Here is a 21659-nt window from a genome sequence, read left to right on the forward strand (position 1 = left end):
GCGGGTCGAAGGGTATTTGACTCCCAATACAACTGGCTATCCAAAGCGTTAGGGGGGCTTAGTGAAAATATGTTTCTCATGGGAAGACTCAGGTGGTGGGCTTTCCCCATATTGCAGGTCTAGCATCCTCAATGAAGATGGAGTCAGCCCGCTCGCTTGCTTGTTAAATGATGATGGCGGAATTTATTTTCTGGATACTACGCCGTGGCTGAAAGAAGGTTTGACTCGGATAAGCAATGTCAAGAGATCGAGCATACCTTGTGCAGACTGGAGTAGGGATGCTTGGGGCGCTGAACTGACAAAAGCGCAGGTTAAAATCTATTCTCTCTATGATGAAAATTATATCGAGCTGCTAGATATAGAGTCGTTTGAAGTGGCTTTGCTGGCGTGGATTAACTTTATTCAAATGCCCTCGGAACCAAGTGTGGTAACGGAAGTCAACTTGTAAAAGTTAAAAAATGCCATGATCCAAGAAAGCTATGGGAGGTGTTAGGTTGTAATTTGCTTGCCGGCGTTGCCCAGACTATCTGGACGTGACTCTAACAACGGCATATCGCCTCGTCAGGGTCAGGGCTTCGTTCCGAAAGTCACTTATATGACTTGGCTCACAATTGCCAGCAGGGCACTTGTTGTTCAACCGACTCGTATTGGACACGCCTAATCTCGTAAGTCGTCACCGCCTCCTTCGCGATACTCATGTCGAACTGCGGAGTCCAATCCGGTACCTGTAACGCTTCCGGCGCACTTTTATCGAACAGTACAAAATTGATCCCTCCGTCACACTGCACAGAGCGAAAGGCTATCCCATCAAATCGTTGACTATCGCAATACCGGATGTATTCGGCTAAGGCCTGAGTCATCACATAGTCAGTGTCGTGTGCTCGGACCGGGCGAGCGATAAGGTCGTGCAAGTACTCCAGAAGCAGGCGCCGATCAGTGCGGTGTCTGTATCGAGTTTCAAACAAACTAATCTCCGCATGCGTGAGCTTGCTCAGAACTGTGAAATCAAAAAAATGAAGTTCTCGCTTTGAGACGAACTCACCCACGACTACCTTATCCCCGATCGAAGGTCGAACCTCGGCGATGGCGGTCTGGCGGTCAGCAGCAACGTACATCAGAGGAACACCGGCCGGGCTCATTCAGTTGTTCGCTGCACGATCTTTTGGCGGAGCACCCAGTTTTTCCAAGGGTTCAGATCTGGATTCGGCGATTTCGGAATCTTTTGTGGCAATGCGCGCGCGATAAAACTTTGAGTGCGCCGGCAAGGTCGTGACCACAGCACGGGCGTCCGGGTCATCACCGTTACCGGCCGACATCGCTTCAAAGACCAAGGACCCAAAAAGAGCGCTAGCATTGCTGTTGAAGAATCTTCGCCCATGGATTGATACGCCAAAATACGGTAACGGTTGATGCACAACACGCCAAGGTCATCATGAAAGCTTCGGGTAACACCTACCCGGTACAGTTTTCAGTCAAACGTGCCGCAGATCCCGACCAGCGAATGGAGCTGCTTGGAACCGTGGTTGATTCGGGCCAAGGCAAGGTGTTCGGCTGGATCGCCAAACTCAACGAAGTCGCCAACAGCGCCACGGTTAAACGCTTCCCTCAGTTGGAAGCACAGGCCGATGCCGATCAGGAATTTCAGGTGTCGGGATATTCGAATGGCACGGGTGCCGGGGGGACCTATAGCTGCGGTCCGTTGAAAAGCGCCTTCATCCCCGAAAGAAGCAAAGTTTACCTGGTGGAGTTCCAGTTCATTGGCTCGCGTTGCGAACAGCATGTTTACGATGTCACCCAGCCTGATCAACGTATTTCCGTGACGAGCGTACCCGCGGTGTGAAAGGGATTTATCTATTGCTCACGCGATAAAACGGGCGACCCAAAAGGTCGCCCGTTTTCATTCACTCCGCAACCTGCGCTGGCAATACAGGTGTCGTTGCCGTATTGCGAAAAAAACAAGAACTCCTGCGCCCAAATGCAGCCATAGCCTTAAGAACGCTAATTCTTGAATCCGGCAATGGCGCAGTTCTTCAGCCACTCGCCCAATCACGGATTCCAGACCGCATGGCGGACCCCGTGAGGGCATTTGATGAACCCACATCTGAACTTCGGCATTGAAGAGGAATACTTCATCACTGACCTGCGCACCCGACGCATGTCGGAGGACCCGCCCGGCGCAGCGATTGAGGCGTGCAAGGCTGAGCTGAGCCCGTGCTTTGCCTATGAGATGTTCAAAGGGCAAGTTGAAGTCGCTTCGCCGATTTTTACCGACGTTGCGCAAGCCGCGGAGTACTTGGGCACCGCTCGCCAAACCTTGCGACAAACGCTTGATCCCTATGGCCTGGGATTGCTCAGTGTCGGCAGCCACCCGCTGGCGGACTGGCGCCTGCAACAGGCCACGGAGCAGGATCATTTTCTTCAACTGTTCGAAGACTACCAGCGCGTGGCCCGGTGCAGTCTGCTGTCCGGTCTTCACGTGCATGTTGAAGTGCCGGGGCATCTGGATCGAATACAGGTGATGAACGAAGTCTTGCCGTGGCTGCCATTTTTGCTGGCCTTGAGCAGTTCATCACCGTTTTGGGACGGCGCCGACAGCGGCTTTGCGAGCTACCGGCAAACGGCCTGTGATGAATGGCCGCGGATGGGCGTTCCGGAGTTCCTTGAAGATCAAGCCGCCTATGACGCTTACGTTGCGCTGCTGATGCGTACCGGGACTGTTCGGCAGGCTGGCGATATCTGGTGGGGTTTGCGGCCGGCGGCGAAGTATCCGACCCTGGAGTTGCGGATGACGGATGCCTGTCCACGCCTGGATGATGCGTTGTGCATCGCCTCGTTCTTTCGACTGGTGGTGGCGTATGCCATGGATCAACCGCGTCCCGGTTCTGCCTATTCACAAACATCCCAATGGATTCTCAAGGAGAACCGCTGGCGGGCGAAACGCTACGGAACTCGGGCGTCGTTCATTATTGAAGGCTACGACCGGCCGTTCTCCATTAAGCAGTGGCTGTTCATGGCTGAACAGATGTTGGGCGATGCTGCGCGAACATTGGGCGCAGAGTCGGTTTTTGCTCACATCAGGCAAATGCTTCGTGAAGGAACCAGTGCGCAGCGACAACTTGGCGTCTACGAGCGAGCGTTGCGCAGAGGGGAGGATGTTCAGGCTGCACTGTCGCAAGTGGTGGACGAGTTGCTGATGGAAACGTCGCAAGCGCCATCTTTCGATCAAAGGATCCCCGGCAGCGGCAATCCCGGCAGGGCGTTGACACGACAGGTGATCTGATCCGTATTTTTCTGCGTGATCTGCATCTGTTACGCATCAGGCCTGCGCCTCACAATGACAGCACGGTCCGCATTCGCAGTAGCCCTTGCACCGCATTCTCATTCCGTAGGAGGCTCCATGGCCAAGATGTCCCTTTTCCTGGGTGGTTTTCTGCTTTTAACCCTTTTGATCGGTGCCCTGGCGACGATCTCTCCCACTTAGTCCGTTTTGCCAGTCGGCAAAAAGCACAACGCCTCCACTTGGGAGGCGTTGCAGTTTTCAGCCGTGTTACTTCAGATCAAACCGATCCAGATTCATCACCTTCGTCCACGCCGCCACAAAGTCCTTCACAAACTTCTCCTTCGAATCGCTGCTGGCATAGACCTCAGCCAGCGCGCGCAACTGAGCATTCGAACCGAAGACCAGATCGACCCGCGTGCCGGTCCATTTCAATTCGCCGGTTTTGCGATCGCGTCCTTCAAACTCCTCGCTAGTCTCTGAGGTCGGTTTCCATTCCACGCCCATGTCCAGCAGGTTCTTGAAGAAGTCGTTGGTCAACGCCTCTGGTTGCTTCGTGAAGACACCATGCTTCGTTTGCCCGACGTTGGTGTTCAACACCCGCAAGCCGCCGATCAGCGCGGTCATTTCCGGCGCACTGAGGGTCAGTTGTTGTGCCTTGTCGATCAACAGATGCTCGGCCGGAACGCGGTAGCGGGTTTTGAGGTAGTTGCGGAAGCCGTCGGCGATGGGTTCGAGGAAGCCGAAGGATTCCACGTCGGTCTGTTCTTGCGAGGCGTCCGTGCGCCCCGGTGTGAACGGCACTGTGACGCTGTGACCGGCATTTTTTGCGGCTTGTTCGACACCGGCGCTGCCGGCCAGCACGATCAGGTCCGCCAGCGAGATTTTCTTGCCGCTGTTGTTGAACTCGTTCCGAATGCTTTCGAGTTTCGCCAGCACGTTGGCCAGTTGTTCAGGCTGGTTGGCTTGCCAGGACTTCTGCGGTTCCAGGCGCAGGCGACCGCCGTTGGCGCCGCCGCGCTTGTCGGAGCCACGGAAGGACGAAGCCGCTGCCCAGGCCGTTGATACCAGCTGCGAAACGCTGAGGCCCGAGGCGAGGACTTTGCTCTTGAGCGCGGCCACGTCGCCATCGCTGACCAGTGGATGGTCGACTTTCGGAATCGGGTCTTGCCACAGCAGTTCTTCGCTGGGCATTTCCGGGCCGAGGTAGCGGGAGAGGGGACCCATGTCGCGGTGGATCAGCTTGAACCAGGCGCGGGCGAAGGCGTCGGCGAGCTGATCGGGGTTCTGCAGGAAGCGCCGCGCAATCGGCTCATAGATCGGATCGAAGCGCAGGGCCAGGTCCGAGGTCAGCATCGTGGGGTTGCGCCGTTTCGACGGGTCGTGTGCATCCGGAATGGTCCCGGCGCCAGCGCCGTTTTTTGCGACCCACTGGTTTGCGCCGGCCGGGCTTTTGCTCAGCTCCCACTCGAAGCCGAACAGGTTTTCCAGGTAGTTGTTGCTCCACCGGGTGGGCGTGGTGGTCCAGGTAACCTCCAGCCCGCTGGTGATGGTGTCCGGGCCTTTACCGGTGCCAAAGTTGTTTTTCCAGCCAAAGCCCTGTTGTTCGAGGCCGGCCGCTTCAGGCTCGGGACCAACATTATCGGCAGGCCCGGCGCCGTGGGTTTTACCGAAGGCATGGCCGCCGGCAATCAGCGCCACGGTTTCTTCGTCGTTCATGGCCATGCGGCCGAAGGTTTCGCGGATGTCCAGGGCCGAAGCGACGGGATCGGGATTGCCCTCCGGACCTTCCGGGTTCACATAGATCAGGCCCATCTGCACGGCGGCCAGTGGATTTTCCAGATTGCGCCCCTGATCGGTACGGCTGTCCTCATTTCTACCGGGCTCGGCCACGAGTGGAACATCGCCGGGGGCTTGCACGGGTTTTTGCGCCTTGTCGTAGCGGGTGTCGCCACCCAGCCATTTGTTTTCCGAACCCCAGTAAACGTCTTCATCCGGTTCCCAGACGTCGGCACGGCCACCGGAAAAACCGAAGGTCTTGAAGCCCATGGATTCCAGTGCGACGTTGCCGGTCAGGACGATCAGGTCTGCCCAGGAAATGTTGTTGCCATACTTTTGCTTGATCGGCCACAGCAGCCGGCGCGCCTTGTCCAGGCTGACGTTGTCCGGCCAACTGTTGAGCGGGGCGAAGCGCTGTTGACCGGAACCGGCACCGCCACGCCCGTCACCGGTGCGGTACGTGCCTGCTGCGTGCCACGCCATGCGAATGAACAGCGGGCCATAGTGACCGAAGTCTGCCGGCCACCAGTCTTGCGAATCGGTCATCAATGCAGTCAAGTCTCGCTTGACCGCCGCAAAGTCGAGTTTTTTGAACGCTTCGGCGTAGTTGAAGCCCTCGTCCATGGGGTCAGACAGGGACGAATGCTGGTGCAGGATCTTCAGATTCAGTTGGTTCGGCCACCAGTCGCGGTTGGTCGTGCCACCGCCAGCGGCGTGATTGAACGGGCATTTCGATTCGTTTGCCATGTGCGAGCTACCTTTTGGTCGTGTTCTTCCGGCTATCGGGCCCGGAGCGGGCGTTAAATAGCGACGAGCGAGATCAAGACACAGGCTGCAGGGCCAGCAGTTGGATCAACTGATTGTGTGACCACACGGAATTCTGAACAGCGGCAATCAGGTTGCCTGCGCGGTGACCCACGGGCGGCCTAGTCAAGCTTCGGGCTCATTCCTGTCTCCTTTCCAGCGCTAATCCGGCCGGCTTATGACGCCAGCGCAGACTAAGGTTAGACCCGAGTCGGGAAGTCAGCTAATAGGTGGAGTGTTACGCGTCGATAGGCAGAATCTTTCACGGCAACCCTTGAGATGGCCTGCTCGATCAGTCACTGCAATTGCGCGATCAGGCCGGTTCGGTAAACCGGCAACTGACGCAGTTCCGGGACTGAGATCAACCCCCGGAGGCTACGTCGGGATCTTCCTCCATAGCCTCCGAACGCCTTTGGTCAAAGCAGCGGAATGCTGTAGCTGACGATCAGGCGGTTCTGGTCCTGGTTTCGGCTCGCTTCACTGTTGGACTTGCCGTTGCGCCAGCCAAACCCGACGCCCTTGAGCGCCCCGGACTGAATCGCGTAATCCAGGCCGATATCCCGTTCCCATTCCTTTTGTGTTCCGCCAGTGGCGGTCTTGATGTTGTCGCCGCTGAGGTAGATGACCGACGCCTTCAGACCGGGCACGCCCACCCCCGCAAAGTCATACGCATACTGCCCGAAAGCGGTACGTTCACCCGCGCGGGTGAAGGTCTGGATCAGGCGGTCGGTGTACAGGTAAAGACTGGCGCCGCCGGCACCTTTGTCCGGCAGGTTGCCCTGGCTGAGTTGGGTAAAGTTGCTGCCACTGGAAACGCTTTGGTAGCCAGCAGTGACGGCATGGGCGCCGGCGGTGTAAATCAGTGCGGCGCTCCAGGTCCGGTTATCGATTTCGCCATCGGCGCCTTCGGTGTAGCCGCTGATTCGGTAGCCTGAAGTGCCCGAGCTGTTCGCTCCGGACGAATCGGTCTTGAAGTAGCGCAGGTCGGTTTTCAGCGATTGATTGTCCGAGATCGTCAGCGTGTGCATCAGGCCGAAAAATTGCTGGGTGTAGTAGTCGTCGAGGTTGGCGTAGTAATACTGGGCGGTCAGGTCCTTGGTGATTTTCCAGTCGCCGCCGGCGAAGTCGAACGCATTGCTTTCACGGGTGCCACCCGTGGCCGCGAGCCCGGTCTGATCACTTGAACCTCGGCCAGTTGCATGTTCAATGCGGCCACCGGTGAGGGTCAGGTCCTTGAACTCGCCCGAGGTGATCTGCCCGCCTTCAAAAGTCTGGGGCAGCAGGCGGCCATCGTTGGCCACCAGGATCGGCAGTTTCGGCATCAGCGTGCCGAGGCGCAGTTCGGTTTTCGAAATTTTGACCTTGCCGGTCAACCCGAGCCGGCTCCACTCGTCGACCGCGCGGTTGTCACTGTCCGATGGAATCATGCTGCTGCCGACGTGGCGTCCTTTGCCGCTGTCCAGGGTGATCCCCATCAGGCCCAATGCATCGACACCAAAACCGACCATGCCGTCGGTGTAGCCCGACTTGAAGTCGAGCATGAAACCCTGCGCCCACTCTTCCGTTTTCGAAGGGGCGGCCGGGCCGTCGCGGTTGTCGTTGTTGAAGTAGAAATTTCTCATCCCCAAGGTGGCTTTGCTGTCACTCAGGAAGTCGGCGTGCGCCTGGGTGCTGAGTGCAATGGCGCCCAGCGCCAGGGTTACAACCGTGTTCGTGTTGCTCATGTAGAACGCCCCTATTTTTTGTAATTTGAATTCAGGAGGGTGGCTCCCGCCGTGACAGGCGGGAGCGTGAGGCTTCAGATACCCAGCACGTTGGCCCCGATGCACGGATCGATGCCGCGTTCCAGACGACGCTGATGGACGATCACCGTGATTTCCATCGAACCGGTGGTGACTTCGAAGTCGAGGATATGGCCGCCGTAGGCCTGGAACGTGGCGTCACCGGCTACGCCGTGCATATGGATCGAAGGCTGATCGTTCTTCCACGCCACCGAGCCGGTGATGCTCGCCATCTCGACGCTGTTCAAGGTCTTGGCGTCGAAGTCCTTTTTGTCCTTGTTCCAGAAACCGAACTTCACGTTGCCGAAACCGATACCCGTGATGGACGCGCTGGGAATCTTCTCGGCAATGGCCAGTTTGGTCAGTTCCTTGAACGCGTTGTCGCCCATGCGCAGCACCATGAGGTAACCGGTGGGGGTTTTGGTGTAGCGCGGTGTGGCTTCAGTGGCACATTGCATGGGCGATGTCGTCGCGGTGGGGGTGGTTTCGGCAACGGCCAGTTGAGTACCTGCGGTGGTGATCATCACGGCGGCGGTCACGGCCAGCACCAGTTTGCAAAAGCGGTGTTTCGGGTGACGTTGAACTTGCATGAGACTTCCTCTGTTTTTGTTGTTGTGTGGGTGCAGCGGTTTTCGGGACGAGCGAATCCGGCGCCTGTGTTCAACAGGCGCGGAAGGTGTGGCTATCAGTGGGTGTCAGTTGAAGCGCGTTGACCTACAGCGCATCGCGGCGGCTGGTGCCGTCAACCAGTCGGGCAATGCCCAGCGGGTTACTGTTTTTCAGGGCGTCCGGCAGCAGGCTGTCGGGACAGTTCTGGAAACACACCGGCCGCAGGAAACGATCGATCGCCAACGTCCCGACCGAAGTGCCGCGTGCATCCGATGTCGCCGGGTACGGCCCGCCGTGCACCATGGCGTCGCAGACTTCGACCCCGGTGGGATAACCGTTGAACAGCACGCGGCCGACTTTCTGTTCCAGCAGGGCCAGCACGTCGCCCAGCGTGGCGACTTCCGAATCCTCGACAATCAGCGTTGCAGTCAACTGACCGCGCAAACCGTGCAGTGCCAGGATCAACTCGGCGTGGTCAGCGACCTCCACGACGAGGGTGGTCGGGCCGAATACTTCTTCCTGAAGCAACACATCGCCATTGATCAACAGGCTGGCGTCGGCCTTGAACAGTTGCGGCCTTGCCTGATTGCCCAGTTGCTCGGAGCCGGCCAGGTGCGTGATGCCGGGGTGGGCGCGCAGGTTGTCCAGGCCATGGCAGTAGCTTTTCAGTGCGCCGGCGTTGAGCATGGTTTGCGCCGGTTGCTCGTTCATCAAACTGGCGAAGCGTTCAAGGAACGCCGTGAACTCCGGCGAGCGAATGCCCAGCACCAAACCGGGGTTGGTGCAGAACTGGCCCGCGCCCAGCACCACGGAAGCGCTCAGCTCGGCGGCGATCTTTTCGCCGCGAGCCTTGAGGGCTTCGGGCATCAGCAATACCGGGTTGATGCTGCTCATCTCGGCGAACACCGGGATCGGTTGAGGGCGCGCCGCAGCCATGTCGCACAAGGCGCGGCCGCCGCGCAACGAACCAGTGAAACCGACCGCCTGAATGGCCGGATGCTTGACCAGCGCTTCACCGACGCTGCCGTAAAGCAGGCTGAACACACCTTCGGGCATGCCGGTTTTTCGCGCTGCGCGAGTGATTGCATCGGCCACGTAATCGGCCGTGGCCATGTGGCCGCTGTGGGCCTTGAACACTACCGGGCAACCGGCGGCGAGGGCGGAAGCGGTGTCGCCGCCGGCGGTGGAGAAGGCCAGCGGAAAGTTGCTGGCGCCGAACACCGCGACCGGACCGAGCCCGGTGCGGTACTGACGCAGATCGGGACGGGGCAACGGCTGACGGTCGGGCAGCGCACGGTCGATGCGTGCGCCGTAGAAATCACCCCGGCGCAACATCGTGGCGAACAGGCGCATCTGGCCGCTGGTGCGTGCTCGTTCACCTTGGATGCGCCCGGCGGGCAGGGCGGTTTCCCGGCACACGAGGGCGATGAACGATTCATCCAGAGCGTCGAGCTCTGTGGCGATGGCATCGAGAAAACCGGCGCGGCGAGCGGCCGACAGGTTGCGAAAGGTCGGGTACGCCGTGGCCGCCGCTTGGGCTGCCGCATTCACTTCCTCGATTGTCGCCTGATGGAAGCGATACGGCAGTGCTTCGCCGGTGTTGGCGTCGTGGCTTTGCAAGGTGGTCGTACCCTGTGCCGAGCGTGCGCCGGCGATGTAGTTGTGGCCTGAAACTTCAAACATGTTGGACTCCTGATGAGCTGTTCAAATCGGGTCACGCGAGGCGGTAAAGGCGCCGGGCGTTGTCATGAAACAGGGACAGCCGCTCGGTCAGGGAACGCTCCCTGACGATGGTTTTGAAACCGTCGAACACTTCGCTGAGACTGTTCACCACGCCATCGACCGGGTAATTGCTGGCAAAGGCGCAGCGGCTGACGTCGAAGATCGAAATCGCGTCGTTCACTACCTCGCGATTCGCCTCGACCGGCCATGCCTCGCCCGGGATGCAGATGCCGGAAATCTTCAGCGCGACGTTCGGTTCGCGTGCCAGCAGCGCGAGGTTTTCACGCCAGCCGGCCAAACCCTCTGCCGAACGATCTGCCGGCAGTGCGGTGTGATTGACCACGATGGTCGTGTCGGGAAAGTCCCGGGCCAGTTCGGCGGCTTCCGCCAGATGCCACCACGGCGCCTGCAACTCGAAGTGCAGGCCGTTTTCGGCCAGTCGGGCGTAACCGTCGCGCCAGCGCGGATCGCGCATGGAGCCGGGTTCGGCGAAATCTTCACGCCAGGCCTCACGGCTGGTCACCGTTGGCTTGTGGCGTATACCGCGCACCAGCGGGTGATCGCCGTACAGCCGCAGCAGATCGAAAGCGTCCTCGCGATCAAGCCAGGCCTGCGCAACCATGGCGCCCAGGGTGGATTCGGTTTTCGCCAGCGACTCGACAAACCTCACTTCTTCAAATGGCGTCGTCGGGTCCCATTCACCCTCGATCACCACCGTCTGCACGACATGATGGCTGCCGGTGAGCCGGTGATAGTCTGCCGGCAGGAAATTGCGGCAGATGGACGAATAATCGCCATATCGAAACGGTCGCAACGGGCGGTCGTTCAACCACGGGTAGTAATGGGTTTCGATGTCGAAATAGTGTTGATGCGCATCGACGATGGGCAAGTCCGCATCATCGCCGCTGGCCAGAAAACGCGCGCGCCAATCGAGGGCGGACAGGTTATCCATGTGGCGCCTCCAGACGATAGAAGCGTCGAGCGTTGCCAGCGAACACTGCTTCCTGCACGGCTCGCCCCAGGGGTGCGAGCATCGCGGCCATGCCATCGGCAATCGTGTCGTAGGAAGCGCGTAAACCGGCGACCGGAAAGTTGCTGGCAAACATGCAGCGCTCGGGGCCGAAGATCTCCAGGGCGGTCAACACCACCACCCGGTTATCGTCGTAGTTCCAGGGCGAATCCTTGAGTCCGAATTCCGACAACTTGATGTGCACGTTGGGCTGCAAGGCCAACGCTTCCAGGCCTTTGCGCCAGCGCGCCATGCCTGCGGGGCTGCGATCCCAGGCGAAACCGGTGTGATTGAGCGCGATACGGATCTGCGGAAACATCGCCGCGACCTCGGCCGCCTCGACCAGATGCCACGGCGGTACGCGCAGGTCCCACGACAGATCGTGGTCAGCCAGTCGGGAAAATCCTTCCAGCCATTTCGGGTCCTGCAGGGTGCCCTTGGCCCCGGCAACCGATACGTCCGGTGAAGCCGAGGTCACCGGTTTCGAACGAATGCCTTTAACCAGTGGCCGGGCGGCCTGTTCCGCCAGAATCTGCGCGCTGTCTTCGCGATCGAACCAGGCGTGGGCGACGATGGCGTTCGGGAAACCGTAACGGGCGTTTACCTGTTCCAGCCAGCGTGTCTCGGCAACTTGCTCGTCGCGAGCACGCTCGGCCTCGACGTGCACCGTGCCCACCAAGCGTTGTTTTTCAGTCAGCGCGAGGAAGGCGTCCGGCAGGAAATCACGGCGCAGGCTGTGATAGTCGCCGAGGAAAAAGTCCTCGTGATAGTCGTCCTGCAACCACGGATAGCGACCGCTGCCGAGATCCCACAGATGATGGTGAGCATCGACAACCGGCAGCGCATCCTCGGCGGCAAGGTTCGGCAAACCGTTGCGTTCGTGCAGCGTGATCATGACTCGACCCTTTTTCAGCGCGATGCAGAGAATTGGGAAGGGCTGAGCACGCCGTCTTCGACTTCGCCAGCGGCGGCAGCCTCGGCTTTGGCCTGCACGCGGCTGCGCAGTTTGGCGACGTTCACCACCACCCGGGTATGCGCCGCCGTGGCGACCAGCTCGACGTCATCGCGCACTTCGACGTTGAAAGTGACGCTGCGACCTTCGATGCGGGTGACCGTGGCGACAATGCTGACCGACATGCCCAGCAGCGTGGCGCCGACGTGACGGATATCCACCGCCGCGCCCACAGTGTTTTCGCCTTCATCAATGAAGGTCAGCAGGTAATCGAGGCAGGTCTGTTCGATGTCGTCGACCAACCGTGGCGTGGCGTAGATGCGCAGGTCCTCGCCGAGAAACGAGATGGTGCGTGGCGTGTCGACGATCAGTTTGCGTTCAGTGGCGGTGCCGGCTTCGAGCGTGGAGAAATTCATGAGAAACCTCGTGTTTGCATGCGGACAGTCAAAAAGTGATTCAGGCGTTGGGCAGGAAACCGATGGAAATCCATGGCACGGCAATCAGCACCCCTAGCGCTACGACCAACGCGCCGAGATACGGCCAGACCCGGCGCATGGCACCACTGGGGTCGACCTTGGCGATGGCGCACGCGGCGTAGAAACCGACGCCAAACGGTGGGGCGAACAAGCCCAGGCCCATGGCGAAGATCGCGACCATGGCGTAATGCACGTCGTTGATGCCCATGGCCTTGGCAATCGGGAACAGCAGTGGTCCGAACAGCACGATGGCCGGGATGCCTTCCAGGAAACTGCCGAGCAGGATGAACGCCACGGCGGAGATGATCAGGAAGCCCATCGCACCACCAGGTACTGTCGACATCACCTGCGCCAACTGATGGGAGAAGCCCGACTGGGTCAGTGCCCAGGCCATGGCGGTGGCGCTGCCGATGATGATCAGGATCGCGCCGGACAATGACGCGGTGCTGACCAGAATCGGGTACAGGCGCCGCCAGTCAAAGCAGCGGTAGCACAGCAAACCGACGATGAAGGTGTAGGCCACGCCAATGGCGGCGACTTCGGTCGCGGTGGCGACCCCCTCAACTACGGCGGTGCGGATCACGAAGGGCAGGGCCAGCGCAGGGATCGCGAGCAGCAATGAGTGGCCGATTTCCTTGCCCGAGGCGCGTTTGCCGGTGGAAGCCTCGCCTTTGCGGTTCTTCCACCAGATCACGGCGGCCATGGCAATCGCACCCACCACCGCCGGCATGAAGCCACCGGTGAACAGTGCGGAAATCGACACGCCGGTCACCGAGCCGATGGTGATCAGCACCAGGCTCGGCGGAATGGTTTCCGACATCGCTCCGGAGGCATTGAGCATCGCCACCAGTTCGTTTTCATCCTCGCCGCGTTTCTTCATTTCCGGAAACAGCGCCGGGGCGATGGCGGCCATGTCCGCAGCCTTTGAACCGGAAATACCCGAGATCAGGTAGATCGCGCCGATCAGCACATACGACAAACCGCCGCGCACATGGCCGATCAACGAACACAGGAAACGAATCATCGCTCGCGCCATGCCCATGGCTTCGATCAGCGCACCCAGGAACACGAACAGCGGGATGGCCAGCAGAATCAGGCTCGCCATGCCTTCGTCCATCCGCCCGATCACCAGGGTCAGCGGTGTGCTGGTCATGGTCGACAGATACGCCACCGTCGCCAGGCCGAACGCGACCATGATCGGCACGCCGATGACGATCATCGCCATCACGCCGATCATGAAGAAGACCACCAGGTTCCAGTTGCCCATCAGCAGCATCCAGCCTTCGGCCACCCACAACAGCGCGCCGAGGGAGGCGAGCATTGCCACCGACACCGAGAAGTCGATCAACCGCGCGCTGGTCAACAGCCGCGCGACGCAGGTCATCAGCATCAGGCTCAGGCCGACGGCGATAGCGGACACGCGAAAGGCGTTGGGGATTTCCAGGGCGGCGGTGGTGATGATCCACTCGTCGCTGACGTACTCCCACGCCGGGGTGAACAGCAGCCCGATGAAGGTGATGACAATCACCGCGCCCAAGGTGTCGATAAAGGCGCGCTTTTCCACGGGCAGCCGCCCGATGAACGAGGTAAGGCGCATGTGCTCGCCGCGACGCATCGCCACCACCGAACCGAGCATCGCCAGCCAGAGGAACAGCAGCGAAGCCAGCTCATCACCCCAGACGATCGGCTGGTTGAGCACGTAGCGATAGAACACATTGCAGAACAACAGCGTGACTTCGATGACCACCAGCAACGCTGCGCTGCCTTCGGTCAGCCAGCGCAGGCCGGTGTCGAGTGCGCGACCCAGACGAAACGTGGTTTGGCGTGGGCTGATTCCTTCAGCGGGGGACACATCCGTCATTGGTATTTCATTTTTCATGACCTTGTCTCCGGCTTAGGACAGTTGACCCGCGTATTGCTCAAGCAAGCTCCAGGCTTCCGGGCCGTACTTTTCCTTCCATTGGGTGTAGAAGCCTTTCGATTGCAGGTCCGTCCTGAACAATGAACGGTCGACTTTGTTGAAGGTGATGCCGTGGGCGGTCAGGGACGGCTCCAGGCTGGAGTTGAGGTCGATCACCTGCTGGCGCTGGACCAGCGCGGCGGCATTGATCTGCCGGGAGACGATTTCCTGCACATCGGTGGGCAGTTTTGGAAAGGTCTTGCCCGAGGCGACGATCCAGAAACCGCCCCAGATGTGGTCGGTCATGGAGCAGTATTTCTGCACTTCATAGAAGCGTGCGGACTCGACCACCACCAATGGGTTTTCCTGGCCGTCGACCACTTTGGTCTGCAAGGCCGAGTAGGTTTCGTTGATGCTGATGCCGGTCGGCGAGGCGCCGAGGGCGCTGAACATCGAGGTCCACAATGGGCTGACCAACACGCGCAACTTGAAGCCGGCGAGGTCTTGCGGGGTATTGATCGGCCGTGTCGAGCTGGTGATCTGGCGGAAGCCGTTGTTCCAGACTTTCTCCATCGGGATCAGGCCGACCTTCTCTGTCTTGGCGCGCACGTGCTCGCCCAGTTTGCCGTCGAGCGCGGCCCAGACACTGTCGTAGTCCTTGAACGCGAACGGCATGCTTTCAATCGACATGGCCGGCACCAGCGTCGAGAGGATCGCGCCGGGCAACGGAATGAAATCGATCGCCCCGGCACGCACCTGGGACAGCATGTCGGTGTCGCCGCCCATGGCGCCGTTGGCGTATACCTGCAAGTCCACCGCGCCGTTGGTTTCGGCTTTGATGGCTTGCGAAGCAGCCTTCATTTGTATGTTCAGCGGATGGGTGTCAGGCAGGCTGCTGGTGTAGCGCAGCACGATCGGTTTGGTCGCGGCGAAGACGCTGGAGGGCAGCAGGTTGGCGGCGAACGCGCCACCCACGGTGACGCCGGCAGACACTAGAAAGGATCGGCGGCTGACGGCCTCGGTCAAGATACGGCTCATGATGTTCACCTTCTTGTTTTTGTTTTGTGTTTGTAGGAGCAAGCTTGCTCGCGATGGACGTTAACGATGACGCGTGTGTTCTGAATAAACGCGGCTTTCCTGTGGGAGCGGGCTTGCTCGCGAAGGGGCCATCAGATTCGATATCTACATTGACTGACCCACCGCATTCGCGAGCAAGCCCGCTCCCACATAGTTAGTTTTGCCGGCGATTCAGGAGGCCAGTGCCACCACTGCCTGGCTTCGGATCAGCTCGTCGATTTCATCGTCCGCAAAGCCGCTTTCCTTCAGCACTTCGCGAGTGTGTTCGCCGAGCAGTGGTGCAGGGCGGCTAGTGGTTGGCGGGGCGTTGTCCATGTCGGAAAAGTGAATCGGCAAGCCCATGCCGCGCACCCGGCCTTCGGTGGGGTGTTCGGTCTCGACGACCATGCCGCGTGCCTTGGTTTGCGGGTGGGCCAATGCGGCGGCGATGTCCAGGACCGGCCCGGCAGGCAGGCCGAGGCTGTCGAACAACATCATCCATTCATCCGTGGTGCGCGCGACCAGAACTTCGTTGAGAATTTCCACCAGCGCCAAGCGATGCTCCATGCGCAACGCGTTGCTGGCGAAACGTGGGTCGGCCTTCAGCTGCGGAACGGCCAGCGCCTCGACCAGTCGCTCGTAGTTGGCCTGGTTGGCGGCGCCGATGTTGATCCAGCCATCCGCCGTGCGGAACACCTGGTACGGCGCGCTGGTGGAGTTGGCCGAGCCCATTTTCGGCAGGATGGTGCCGTCGGCGAAATACGCCGCGGCGGGCCAGTACATTTGTTGCAGGCCGGCTTCGAACAATGAAGTGTCGACCATCTGCCCAAGGCCGGTTTTCTGCTTCGCGGCAAACGCGGCGCAGATGCCGAGGGCGGCGAGGATGCCGGAGTTGATGTCGGCCACCGGCGAACCGGCCTTGACCGGCTCACGCCCGGCTTCACCGGTCATGCTCATCATGCCGCTCATGCCTTGGGCGATCAGGTCGAAACCGCCTTTTTCGCCGAACGGCCCGCTGCGGCCGTAACCGGAAATCGCGCAGTAGATCAGCCCGGGGTTGAGGGTTTTGAGGGTTTCGTAACCGAGGCCGAATTTTTCCATGGTGCCGGCGCGGTAGTTTTCCGTGACCACATCGGCGTCCATCAGCAGGCGGCGCAAGACGTCGCGGCCGCCCTCGGTTTTAAGGTTCAGGCCGATCCCGCGCTTGTTGCGGTTGACCACCATGAACGAAGCGGATTCGCCGCTGGCCATGATCGGCGAGAAGCGGCGGGAGTCATCACCGTCCGGGACTTTCTCGACCTTCACCACGTCAGCGCCCATGTCGGCCAGCATCATGCCGCACACCGGGCCGGACATGATGTGAGCCAGTTCTACCACGCGCATTCCTGTCAGCGGTCCCATGTTATTTGCCCTCGAATTGTGGTTTGGCTTTGGCGATGAACGCGTTCAGGCCGATCTGGAAGTCGGCGGTGTCGTAGCAGGAGTAACTGCTATCGATCTGTTCGACGGTGGGTGCGACGCCGGCTTCCAGTTGGCGCGCTGCCTGGCGATGCCAGCGAGCAACGAGGGGCGCGCCGTGGGTGATGCGTTTGGCGGTGGCGAGGGTTTCGGATTCGACTTCGGCATCCGGTACGACGCGGGTCACGAGGTTTTTCACGTAGGCGTCGTGGGCGTCGAGAATGCGGCCTTCCAGAAGAATCTCCAGGGTCGTCGAGCGTCCCGCCAGCGCCACCACCCCGGCCATTTCGTCATAGGACATGACCAGCCCGAGCTTGCCGACCGGCGCACCGAAGCGGCTGGAAGTGCCACAGATGCGCAGGTCGCACAGCGCGGCGATTTCCAGGCCACCGCCGACGCACACGCCGTGGATCATTGCGATCACCGGGTGCGGGCAGTCGACAACTGCGCGCATCGCCGCTGAAGTGACTTCGGCATAGTGTCGGGCTTGCGCCTGGTTGGCACGCACGGCCGGAAACTCGCCGACATCGGCGCCGGCGGCAAAGGCCTGTTCGCCCGCACCGCGCAACACCACGCAGCGCACGCTGAGGTCGGCGGACAGTTCGGTCATGACGTCACCCAGGTCTTGCCACATGGACAGGGTCAGGGCGTTCATCTTTCCCGGATGACTGAGGGTGACGATGGCAATGGCGTCTTGCCGTTCGATAAGGACGGTGGGCTTCATGATTGTTCCGCTGTCGTCGATGCTCGAGGGGTGAGATCGGCGACGCGGATGCCTCCTGATTTATTGTTGTTGGATAGCGGCTGCTTACAGCGATTGTTCGAGCATCGACAGGTAGTCGGCCGAGGATGCTTCGCGCGGATTGGTCTTGTGGCTGTGATCGTGCAACGCGCCCTCGACGATGCCGGCGAACAGGCTTTCATCGACGCCGATCTGGCTCAGACGGGTAGGCAGGCCCAGGCGTTTGGTCATGTCTTCGATGGCCGCACCGATGTTCGCGTCGGCCTCGAGGCCCATGGCATGGCGCAGTCGTTCCAGTTTGCGCTCGCCACGGACAGTCGGGGCGTTGGCGTTGAAGTGCACGACCGCCGGTAGAAAAATCGCGTTCAACGTGCCGTGGTGCAGTTTCGGATTGATGCCGCCCAAGGCGTGGGAAAGGCTGTGCACGCAGCCCAGTCCTTTCTGGAAGGCCAACGCGCCTTGCATGGACGCGCTCATCATGTTCATCCGCGCTTCGCGGTCACCGGGTTCGGAGGTGGCGCGTTCGATGTGTTCCCAGGCACGCCACAGGCCGTCGAGGGCGATGCCGTCTGCGGCAGGGTTGAAGGCCGGTGCCATGAAGGTTTCGATGCAATGGGCGATGGCGTCCATGCCGGTGGCGGCGGTAAGCATGGGCGGCAGACCCAGGGTCAGCTCCGGATCGCAGATGGCCACGCGAGGCACGACATACGGCGAGATGACGCCGACTTTGCGGCCATCGTCGAGGATCAGGATGGCGCCTCGGCCGACTTCGCTGCCGGTGCCCGCAGTGGTCGGAATCGCGATCAGCGGCGCGGTGGCCGAAGTGATGCGGTCCAGTCCGCCTTCGATCACCGCAAAGCTGAGCAGGGGGCCTTCGTGGGTGGCGCAGACCGCGACGCCTTTGGCCAGATCGATCGAAGAACCGCCGCCGACGGCGATGATGCCATCGCACTCGCCACTGCGATATTGCGCCACGGCTTCACGCACGGCGTGTTCGTTCGGGTTGGGCGGGGTGGCGTCGAAAATCGCCGGAGGGAGGCCGCCGAGGGCCGCGATGACTTTGTCGACGATCCCGGCATTGCGCACACCGACGTCGGTGACGATCAGCGGCCGGGTGATGCCGGCGCGCTCGGCTTCGGCTGCCAGGTGCTGCAGGCTGTCATAGCCGAACTGGATTTTAGTGACGTAATTGATGAGTGACATGATTCACCACAAGTTATACAGGATTGTTATTGTTGCAACCGGTCTTGGGCAGGAGAGCCTTCGCACTCTGGTCAAACCCGTTGCATTGCCTGGTTGTGGGGTGGACTATAGGGCCGTCGTGGCCAGCCTCGATACTGACAACTTTCGATACCTCTATAACTTTTAGTTAACCCTGATGACGCCCTCACTGAACTCGATCATGTCCCGCCTGCACATCAAGCAGCTTCGTTTGCTGATCGCCCTGGATGAGCACGGCTCCTTGCTGGGCGCGGCCAAACAGGTCGCGCTGACCCAGCCCGGCGCGAGCAAGGCGCTGCAAGAAATTGAAACCACCTTCGGCACTTCGCTGTTCACCCGCACTAACCGCGGGCTTGAACCGAACGATGCCGGGCGCTCGGTCATCCGGTACGCACGGCTGATCCAGACCGACCTCGCACACCTGCGCGAAGAGATCATCGGCATCATGAGCGGCGAGGGCGGGCGCGTGTCCGTCGGCACCATCATGGGCGCCGTTCCACTGCTGACCACGGCGATCAGTCGGGTGATTGCCGACAACCCGAAGCTGTCCATCGAGATTGTCGAGGACACCAGCGCCGCGCTGCTCAGCCAGCTCGACGCCGGGCGCCTGGATCTGGCGATCTGCCGTACCACCATCAGCACCACTCCGTATTTGTACGAGAGTTCGACCTTCGTCGAGGAAACCCTGGCGGTGATCGCCAGCACCCAACATCCGTTCGCCTATGCCCGGCAGTTGTCGCTGAAGGACCTGGTGGATTACCGCTGGGTCGTCTATCGCGCCAACATGCCGATGCGGTTGTTGCTGGAGCGGGAGTTTCATGAGGCCGACCTGCGTTTTCCGGTGCACCTGCTGGAAACCACCTCGGCTTTTGCCACCTTGTCGTTGCTCCAGGAAAACCCGACCCTCGTCGCGCTGGTGTCGACCGACGTAGCGAAGTTCTGCTCCGGCTACGGCTTTACCACCACGCTGCCGCTGCCCATCACCTCACGCAGCGAACCCTATGAACTGGTGTCGCGCAAAGGCGTGCCGGACTCGCCGGCGGCCAGGCTGTTACGCGAGGCGTTGTTGAATCCCTTGTAGGAGCCGGCTTGCTGGCGATGGCGGCCTTGAAATGGATGCAAAACTCACGGTCCCCATCGCCAGCAAGCCGGCTCCTACAGTGGGTCGCGTTGTATCTGGGATAGTGCCCGGCATCGACGGTGCGCATTCGTGCTATTCAGGCAAAATTGATTTGTGGCGGGTGCGGTGTTTTTAGCGGATCAACGCCGTGATACTCGACAGGATTTTGCCTTCCCCTAAATTGGCCCACGGATGGCCATTGCGAGGTTCGAACCATGACTGTCTCCCGCCGACTGGCGTTCTTGATGACCGCTGCCGCGCTGCTCACCGCTTGTGGTGAATCATCCAAACTGCCGCCTCACGCCAGCGTCGGCCCGTCGCCGCAGTTGCCTGAACCCACCACTTCGCTGATTCCCACGTTGAAGGTGTCAAAGGCGGTCGGTTGGTCGGGCAGTGACACGCCCAAGGCGCCCGCCGGATTCAAGGTGACCGCGCTGGCGGACGATCTCGACCATCCGCGCTGGATTTACCTGTTGCCCAATGGCGATGTGCTGGTCGCCGAAAGCAATCACCCGCCGATGCCCGAAGGTGCCACTGATGGCGGCAGCGGGCCGCTGGCCTGGGCGAAACGCACGGTCACGGGATTCGTGATGGGCCGGGTCGGCGCCGATGCGCCGAGTGCAGACCGGATCACCCTATTGCGCGATGCCGACGGCGACGGTCACGCTGAAACCCGCACGGTGTTCATGAGCGGACTGGCCTCGCCATTCGGCATGGCGTTGGTGGGCAACGAGCTGTTCATTGCCAACGCCGATGCCGTGGTCAAGGTGCCTTACACCACAGGACAAACCGAAATCAGCGCGAAGCCGATAAAAGTCACCGGCTTACCGGCCGGTATCAACCACCACTGGACCAAAAACGTCCTCGCCAATCCCGAGGGCACCAAGCTTTACGTGACGGTGGGTTCCAACAGCAACGTCGGTGAAAACGGTCTGGAGGCCGAAGAAGGTCGTGCGGCGATTTGGGAAGTCGACGTTAAAAGCGCAGAAAAGCGCCTGTTCGCCAGCGGCCTGCGCAACCCCAACGGCCTGGCATGGAAGCCGGGTTCGAACGAGTTGTGGACCGTGGTCAACGAGCGTGACGAACTCGGCAGCGACCTGGTGCCGGATTACCTGACCTCTGTGAAGGACGGGGCGTTCTATGGCTGGCCATGGAGCTACTACGGCAACCACGTCGACACCCGCGTAGAACCGCCGCGCCCGGACAAGGTGGCGCAGGCCATCTCCCCGGATTACGCGCTGGGCACCCACGTCGCACCGCTGGGCCTGGCGTTCTCCGATTCGCGCACCATGCCGGCCAGCTTCGCCAATGGCGTGTTTATCGGTGAACACGGCTCGTGGAACCGCAATCCGCAGGCCGGCTATAAAGTGGTGTTCATCCCGTTTAGCGACGGCAAGCCTTCCGGTGTGCCGGTGGACTTCCTCACCGGTTTCCTCAATGCCGACGGCGAAGCGCAAGGGCGCCCGGTGGGGGTAGCGCTGGATCAGAGCGGTGCATTGCTGGTAGCCGATGATGTCGGCAACAAGGTGTGGCGTGTGGCGGCGGTCAAACCGGCTCAATAAAGCTCATCTCGCCGTGCGGTCCTCTGTAGGCGCGAGCTTGCTCGCGATGAGCTCAAGAGCAACGCGTCTAACCGGGAAGTACATGCGGTCCACGACGGCTGTGATGCATTGGATGTGTTGGGCTGGACGCTGGAAAAAACTGCACGCTGATAACGAGAAAGCCGCGATATTCGCGGCTTTTTTGTGAGTCA

General features: G+C 60.5%; 18 protein-coding genes and 1 pseudogene. 5 read left to right on the forward strand and 14 right to left on the reverse strand.

Annotation, left to right across the window (positions count from 1 at the left end):
* The first annotated feature begins 61 nt into the window (after nucleotides 1-61).
* The gene (locus PMI01S_RS21975) at nucleotides 62-448 is read left to right on the forward strand and encodes a DUF5376 family protein (RefSeq protein WP_084322234.1); all 387 of its coding nucleotides are present in this window, start codon (nucleotides 62-64) and stop codon (nucleotides 446-448) included.
* Between the two features lie 157 nt (nucleotides 449-605).
* On the opposite strand, the gene PMI01S_RS21980 is transcribed toward PMI01S_RS21975, so the two are convergent.
* Nucleotides 606-1139, reverse strand: coding sequence for an RES family NAD+ phosphorylase (locus tag PMI01S_RS21980; protein WP_084322235.1), 534 nt, complete (start codon nucleotides 1137-1139; stop codon nucleotides 606-608).
* A 245-nt stretch (nucleotides 1140-1384) separates the two neighbouring features.
* Between PMI01S_RS21980 and PMI01S_RS21985 the strand changes: the two are divergent.
* Together PMI01S_RS21985 and PMI01S_RS21990 are read left to right on the forward strand one after the other, a co-directional pair.
* Nucleotides 1385-1840, forward strand: a pseudogene (locus tag PMI01S_RS21985) (hypothetical protein); the annotation flags it as partial.
* 249 nt (nucleotides 1841-2089) lie between these two features.
* Nucleotides 2090-3280: a carboxylate-amine ligase gene (locus PMI01S_RS21990; RefSeq protein ID WP_084322236.1), complete on the forward strand. Its 1191-nt coding sequence runs from the start codon at nucleotides 2090-2092 to the stop codon at nucleotides 3278-3280.
* Between the two features lie 267 nt (nucleotides 3281-3547).
* Here PMI01S_RS21990 and katG read toward each other — a convergent pair whose 3' ends face one another.
* The 12 genes from katG to gbd all read right to left on the reverse strand — a co-directional run bounded on the left by katG (nucleotide 3548) and on the right by gbd (nucleotide 18768).
* Nucleotides 3548-5803, reverse strand: coding sequence for a catalase/peroxidase HPI (gene katG / locus PMI01S_RS21995; RefSeq protein ID WP_084322237.1), 2256 nt, complete (start codon nucleotides 5801-5803; stop codon nucleotides 3548-3550).
* Nucleotides 5804-6276: 473 nt separating this feature from the next.
* The gene (locus PMI01S_RS22000; RefSeq protein WP_084322238.1) at nucleotides 6277-7584 is read right to left on the reverse strand and encodes an OprD family porin; all 1308 of its coding nucleotides are present in this window, start codon (nucleotides 7582-7584) and stop codon (nucleotides 6277-6279) included.
* 74 nt (nucleotides 7585-7658) lie between these two features.
* Nucleotides 7659-8231, reverse strand: coding sequence for a PPC domain-containing DNA-binding protein (locus PMI01S_RS22005; protein WP_084322239.1), 573 nt, complete (start codon nucleotides 8229-8231; stop codon nucleotides 7659-7661).
* A gap of 124 nt (nucleotides 8232-8355) precedes the next feature.
* Nucleotides 8356-9933: an aldehyde dehydrogenase (NADP(+)) gene (locus PMI01S_RS22010; protein ID WP_084322240.1), complete on the reverse strand. Its 1578-nt coding sequence runs from the start codon at nucleotides 9931-9933 to the stop codon at nucleotides 8356-8358.
* A gap of 31 nt (nucleotides 9934-9964) precedes the next feature.
* The gene (locus tag PMI01S_RS22015; RefSeq protein ID WP_084322241.1) at nucleotides 9965-10924 is read right to left on the reverse strand and encodes an amidohydrolase family protein; all 960 of its coding nucleotides are present in this window, start codon (nucleotides 10922-10924) and stop codon (nucleotides 9965-9967) included.
* A complete protein-coding gene (locus PMI01S_RS22020; RefSeq protein ID WP_084322242.1) occupies nucleotides 10917-11876 on the reverse strand; it encodes an amidohydrolase family protein in 960 nt (319 codons plus the stop codon). Before PMI01S_RS22020 ends, PMI01S_RS22015 begins: the two co-directional genes overlap by 8 nt.
* Nucleotides 11877-11890: 14 nt before the next feature.
* Nucleotides 11891-12349, reverse strand: coding sequence for a thioesterase family protein (locus PMI01S_RS22025; RefSeq protein ID WP_084322243.1), 459 nt, complete (start codon nucleotides 12347-12349; stop codon nucleotides 11891-11893).
* A gap of 40 nt (nucleotides 12350-12389) precedes the next feature.
* Complete coding sequence (locus PMI01S_RS22030; RefSeq protein WP_084322244.1) at nucleotides 12390-14288, reverse strand: TRAP transporter large permease; 1899 nt, start codon at nucleotides 14286-14288, stop codon at nucleotides 12390-12392.
* A 15-nt stretch (nucleotides 14289-14303) separates the two neighbouring features.
* Complete coding sequence (locus PMI01S_RS22035; protein WP_084322245.1) at nucleotides 14304-15347, reverse strand: TRAP transporter substrate-binding protein; 1044 nt, start codon at nucleotides 15345-15347, stop codon at nucleotides 14304-14306.
* 210 nt (nucleotides 15348-15557) lie between these two features.
* Nucleotides 15558-16766, reverse strand: coding sequence for a CaiB/BaiF CoA transferase family protein (locus PMI01S_RS22040; protein ID WP_084322246.1), 1209 nt, complete (start codon nucleotides 16764-16766; stop codon nucleotides 15558-15560).
* 1 nt (nucleotide 16767) lies between these two features.
* Nucleotides 16768-17547: an enoyl-CoA hydratase-related protein gene (locus tag PMI01S_RS22045; RefSeq protein ID WP_084322247.1), complete on the reverse strand. Its 780-nt coding sequence runs from the start codon at nucleotides 17545-17547 to the stop codon at nucleotides 16768-16770.
* Nucleotides 17548-17631: 84 nt separating this feature from the next.
* Nucleotides 17632-18768 (reverse strand): 4-hydroxybutyrate dehydrogenase, encoded by a 1137-nt coding sequence (gene gbd / locus PMI01S_RS22050; protein WP_084322248.1) that lies wholly within the window; start codon nucleotides 18766-18768, stop codon nucleotides 17632-17634.
* 175 nt (nucleotides 18769-18943) lie between these two features.
* Between gbd and PMI01S_RS22055 the strand changes: the two genes are divergently transcribed.
* Nucleotides 18944-19867, forward strand: coding sequence for a LysR family transcriptional regulator (locus tag PMI01S_RS22055; protein WP_084322249.1), 924 nt, complete (start codon nucleotides 18944-18946; stop codon nucleotides 19865-19867).
* Between the two features lie 254 nt (nucleotides 19868-20121).
* Nucleotides 20122-21468, forward strand: a complete 1347-nt coding sequence (locus PMI01S_RS22060) for a PQQ-dependent sugar dehydrogenase (RefSeq protein ID WP_084322250.1) — start codon at nucleotides 20122-20124, stop codon at nucleotides 21466-21468.
* Between the two features lie 3 nt (nucleotides 21469-21471).
* Here PMI01S_RS22060 and PMI01S_RS31855 read toward each other — a convergent pair.
* On the reverse strand, nucleotides 21472-21659 hold a 188-nt coding region (locus PMI01S_RS31855; RefSeq protein WP_218028109.1), incomplete at its 5' end, for a hypothetical protein.

The organism is Pseudomonas migulae NBRC 103157 (assembly GCF_002091715.1).
In the GTDB taxonomy this organism is placed as follows: domain Bacteria; phylum Pseudomonadota; class Gammaproteobacteria; order Pseudomonadales; family Pseudomonadaceae; genus Aquipseudomonas; species Aquipseudomonas migulae_A.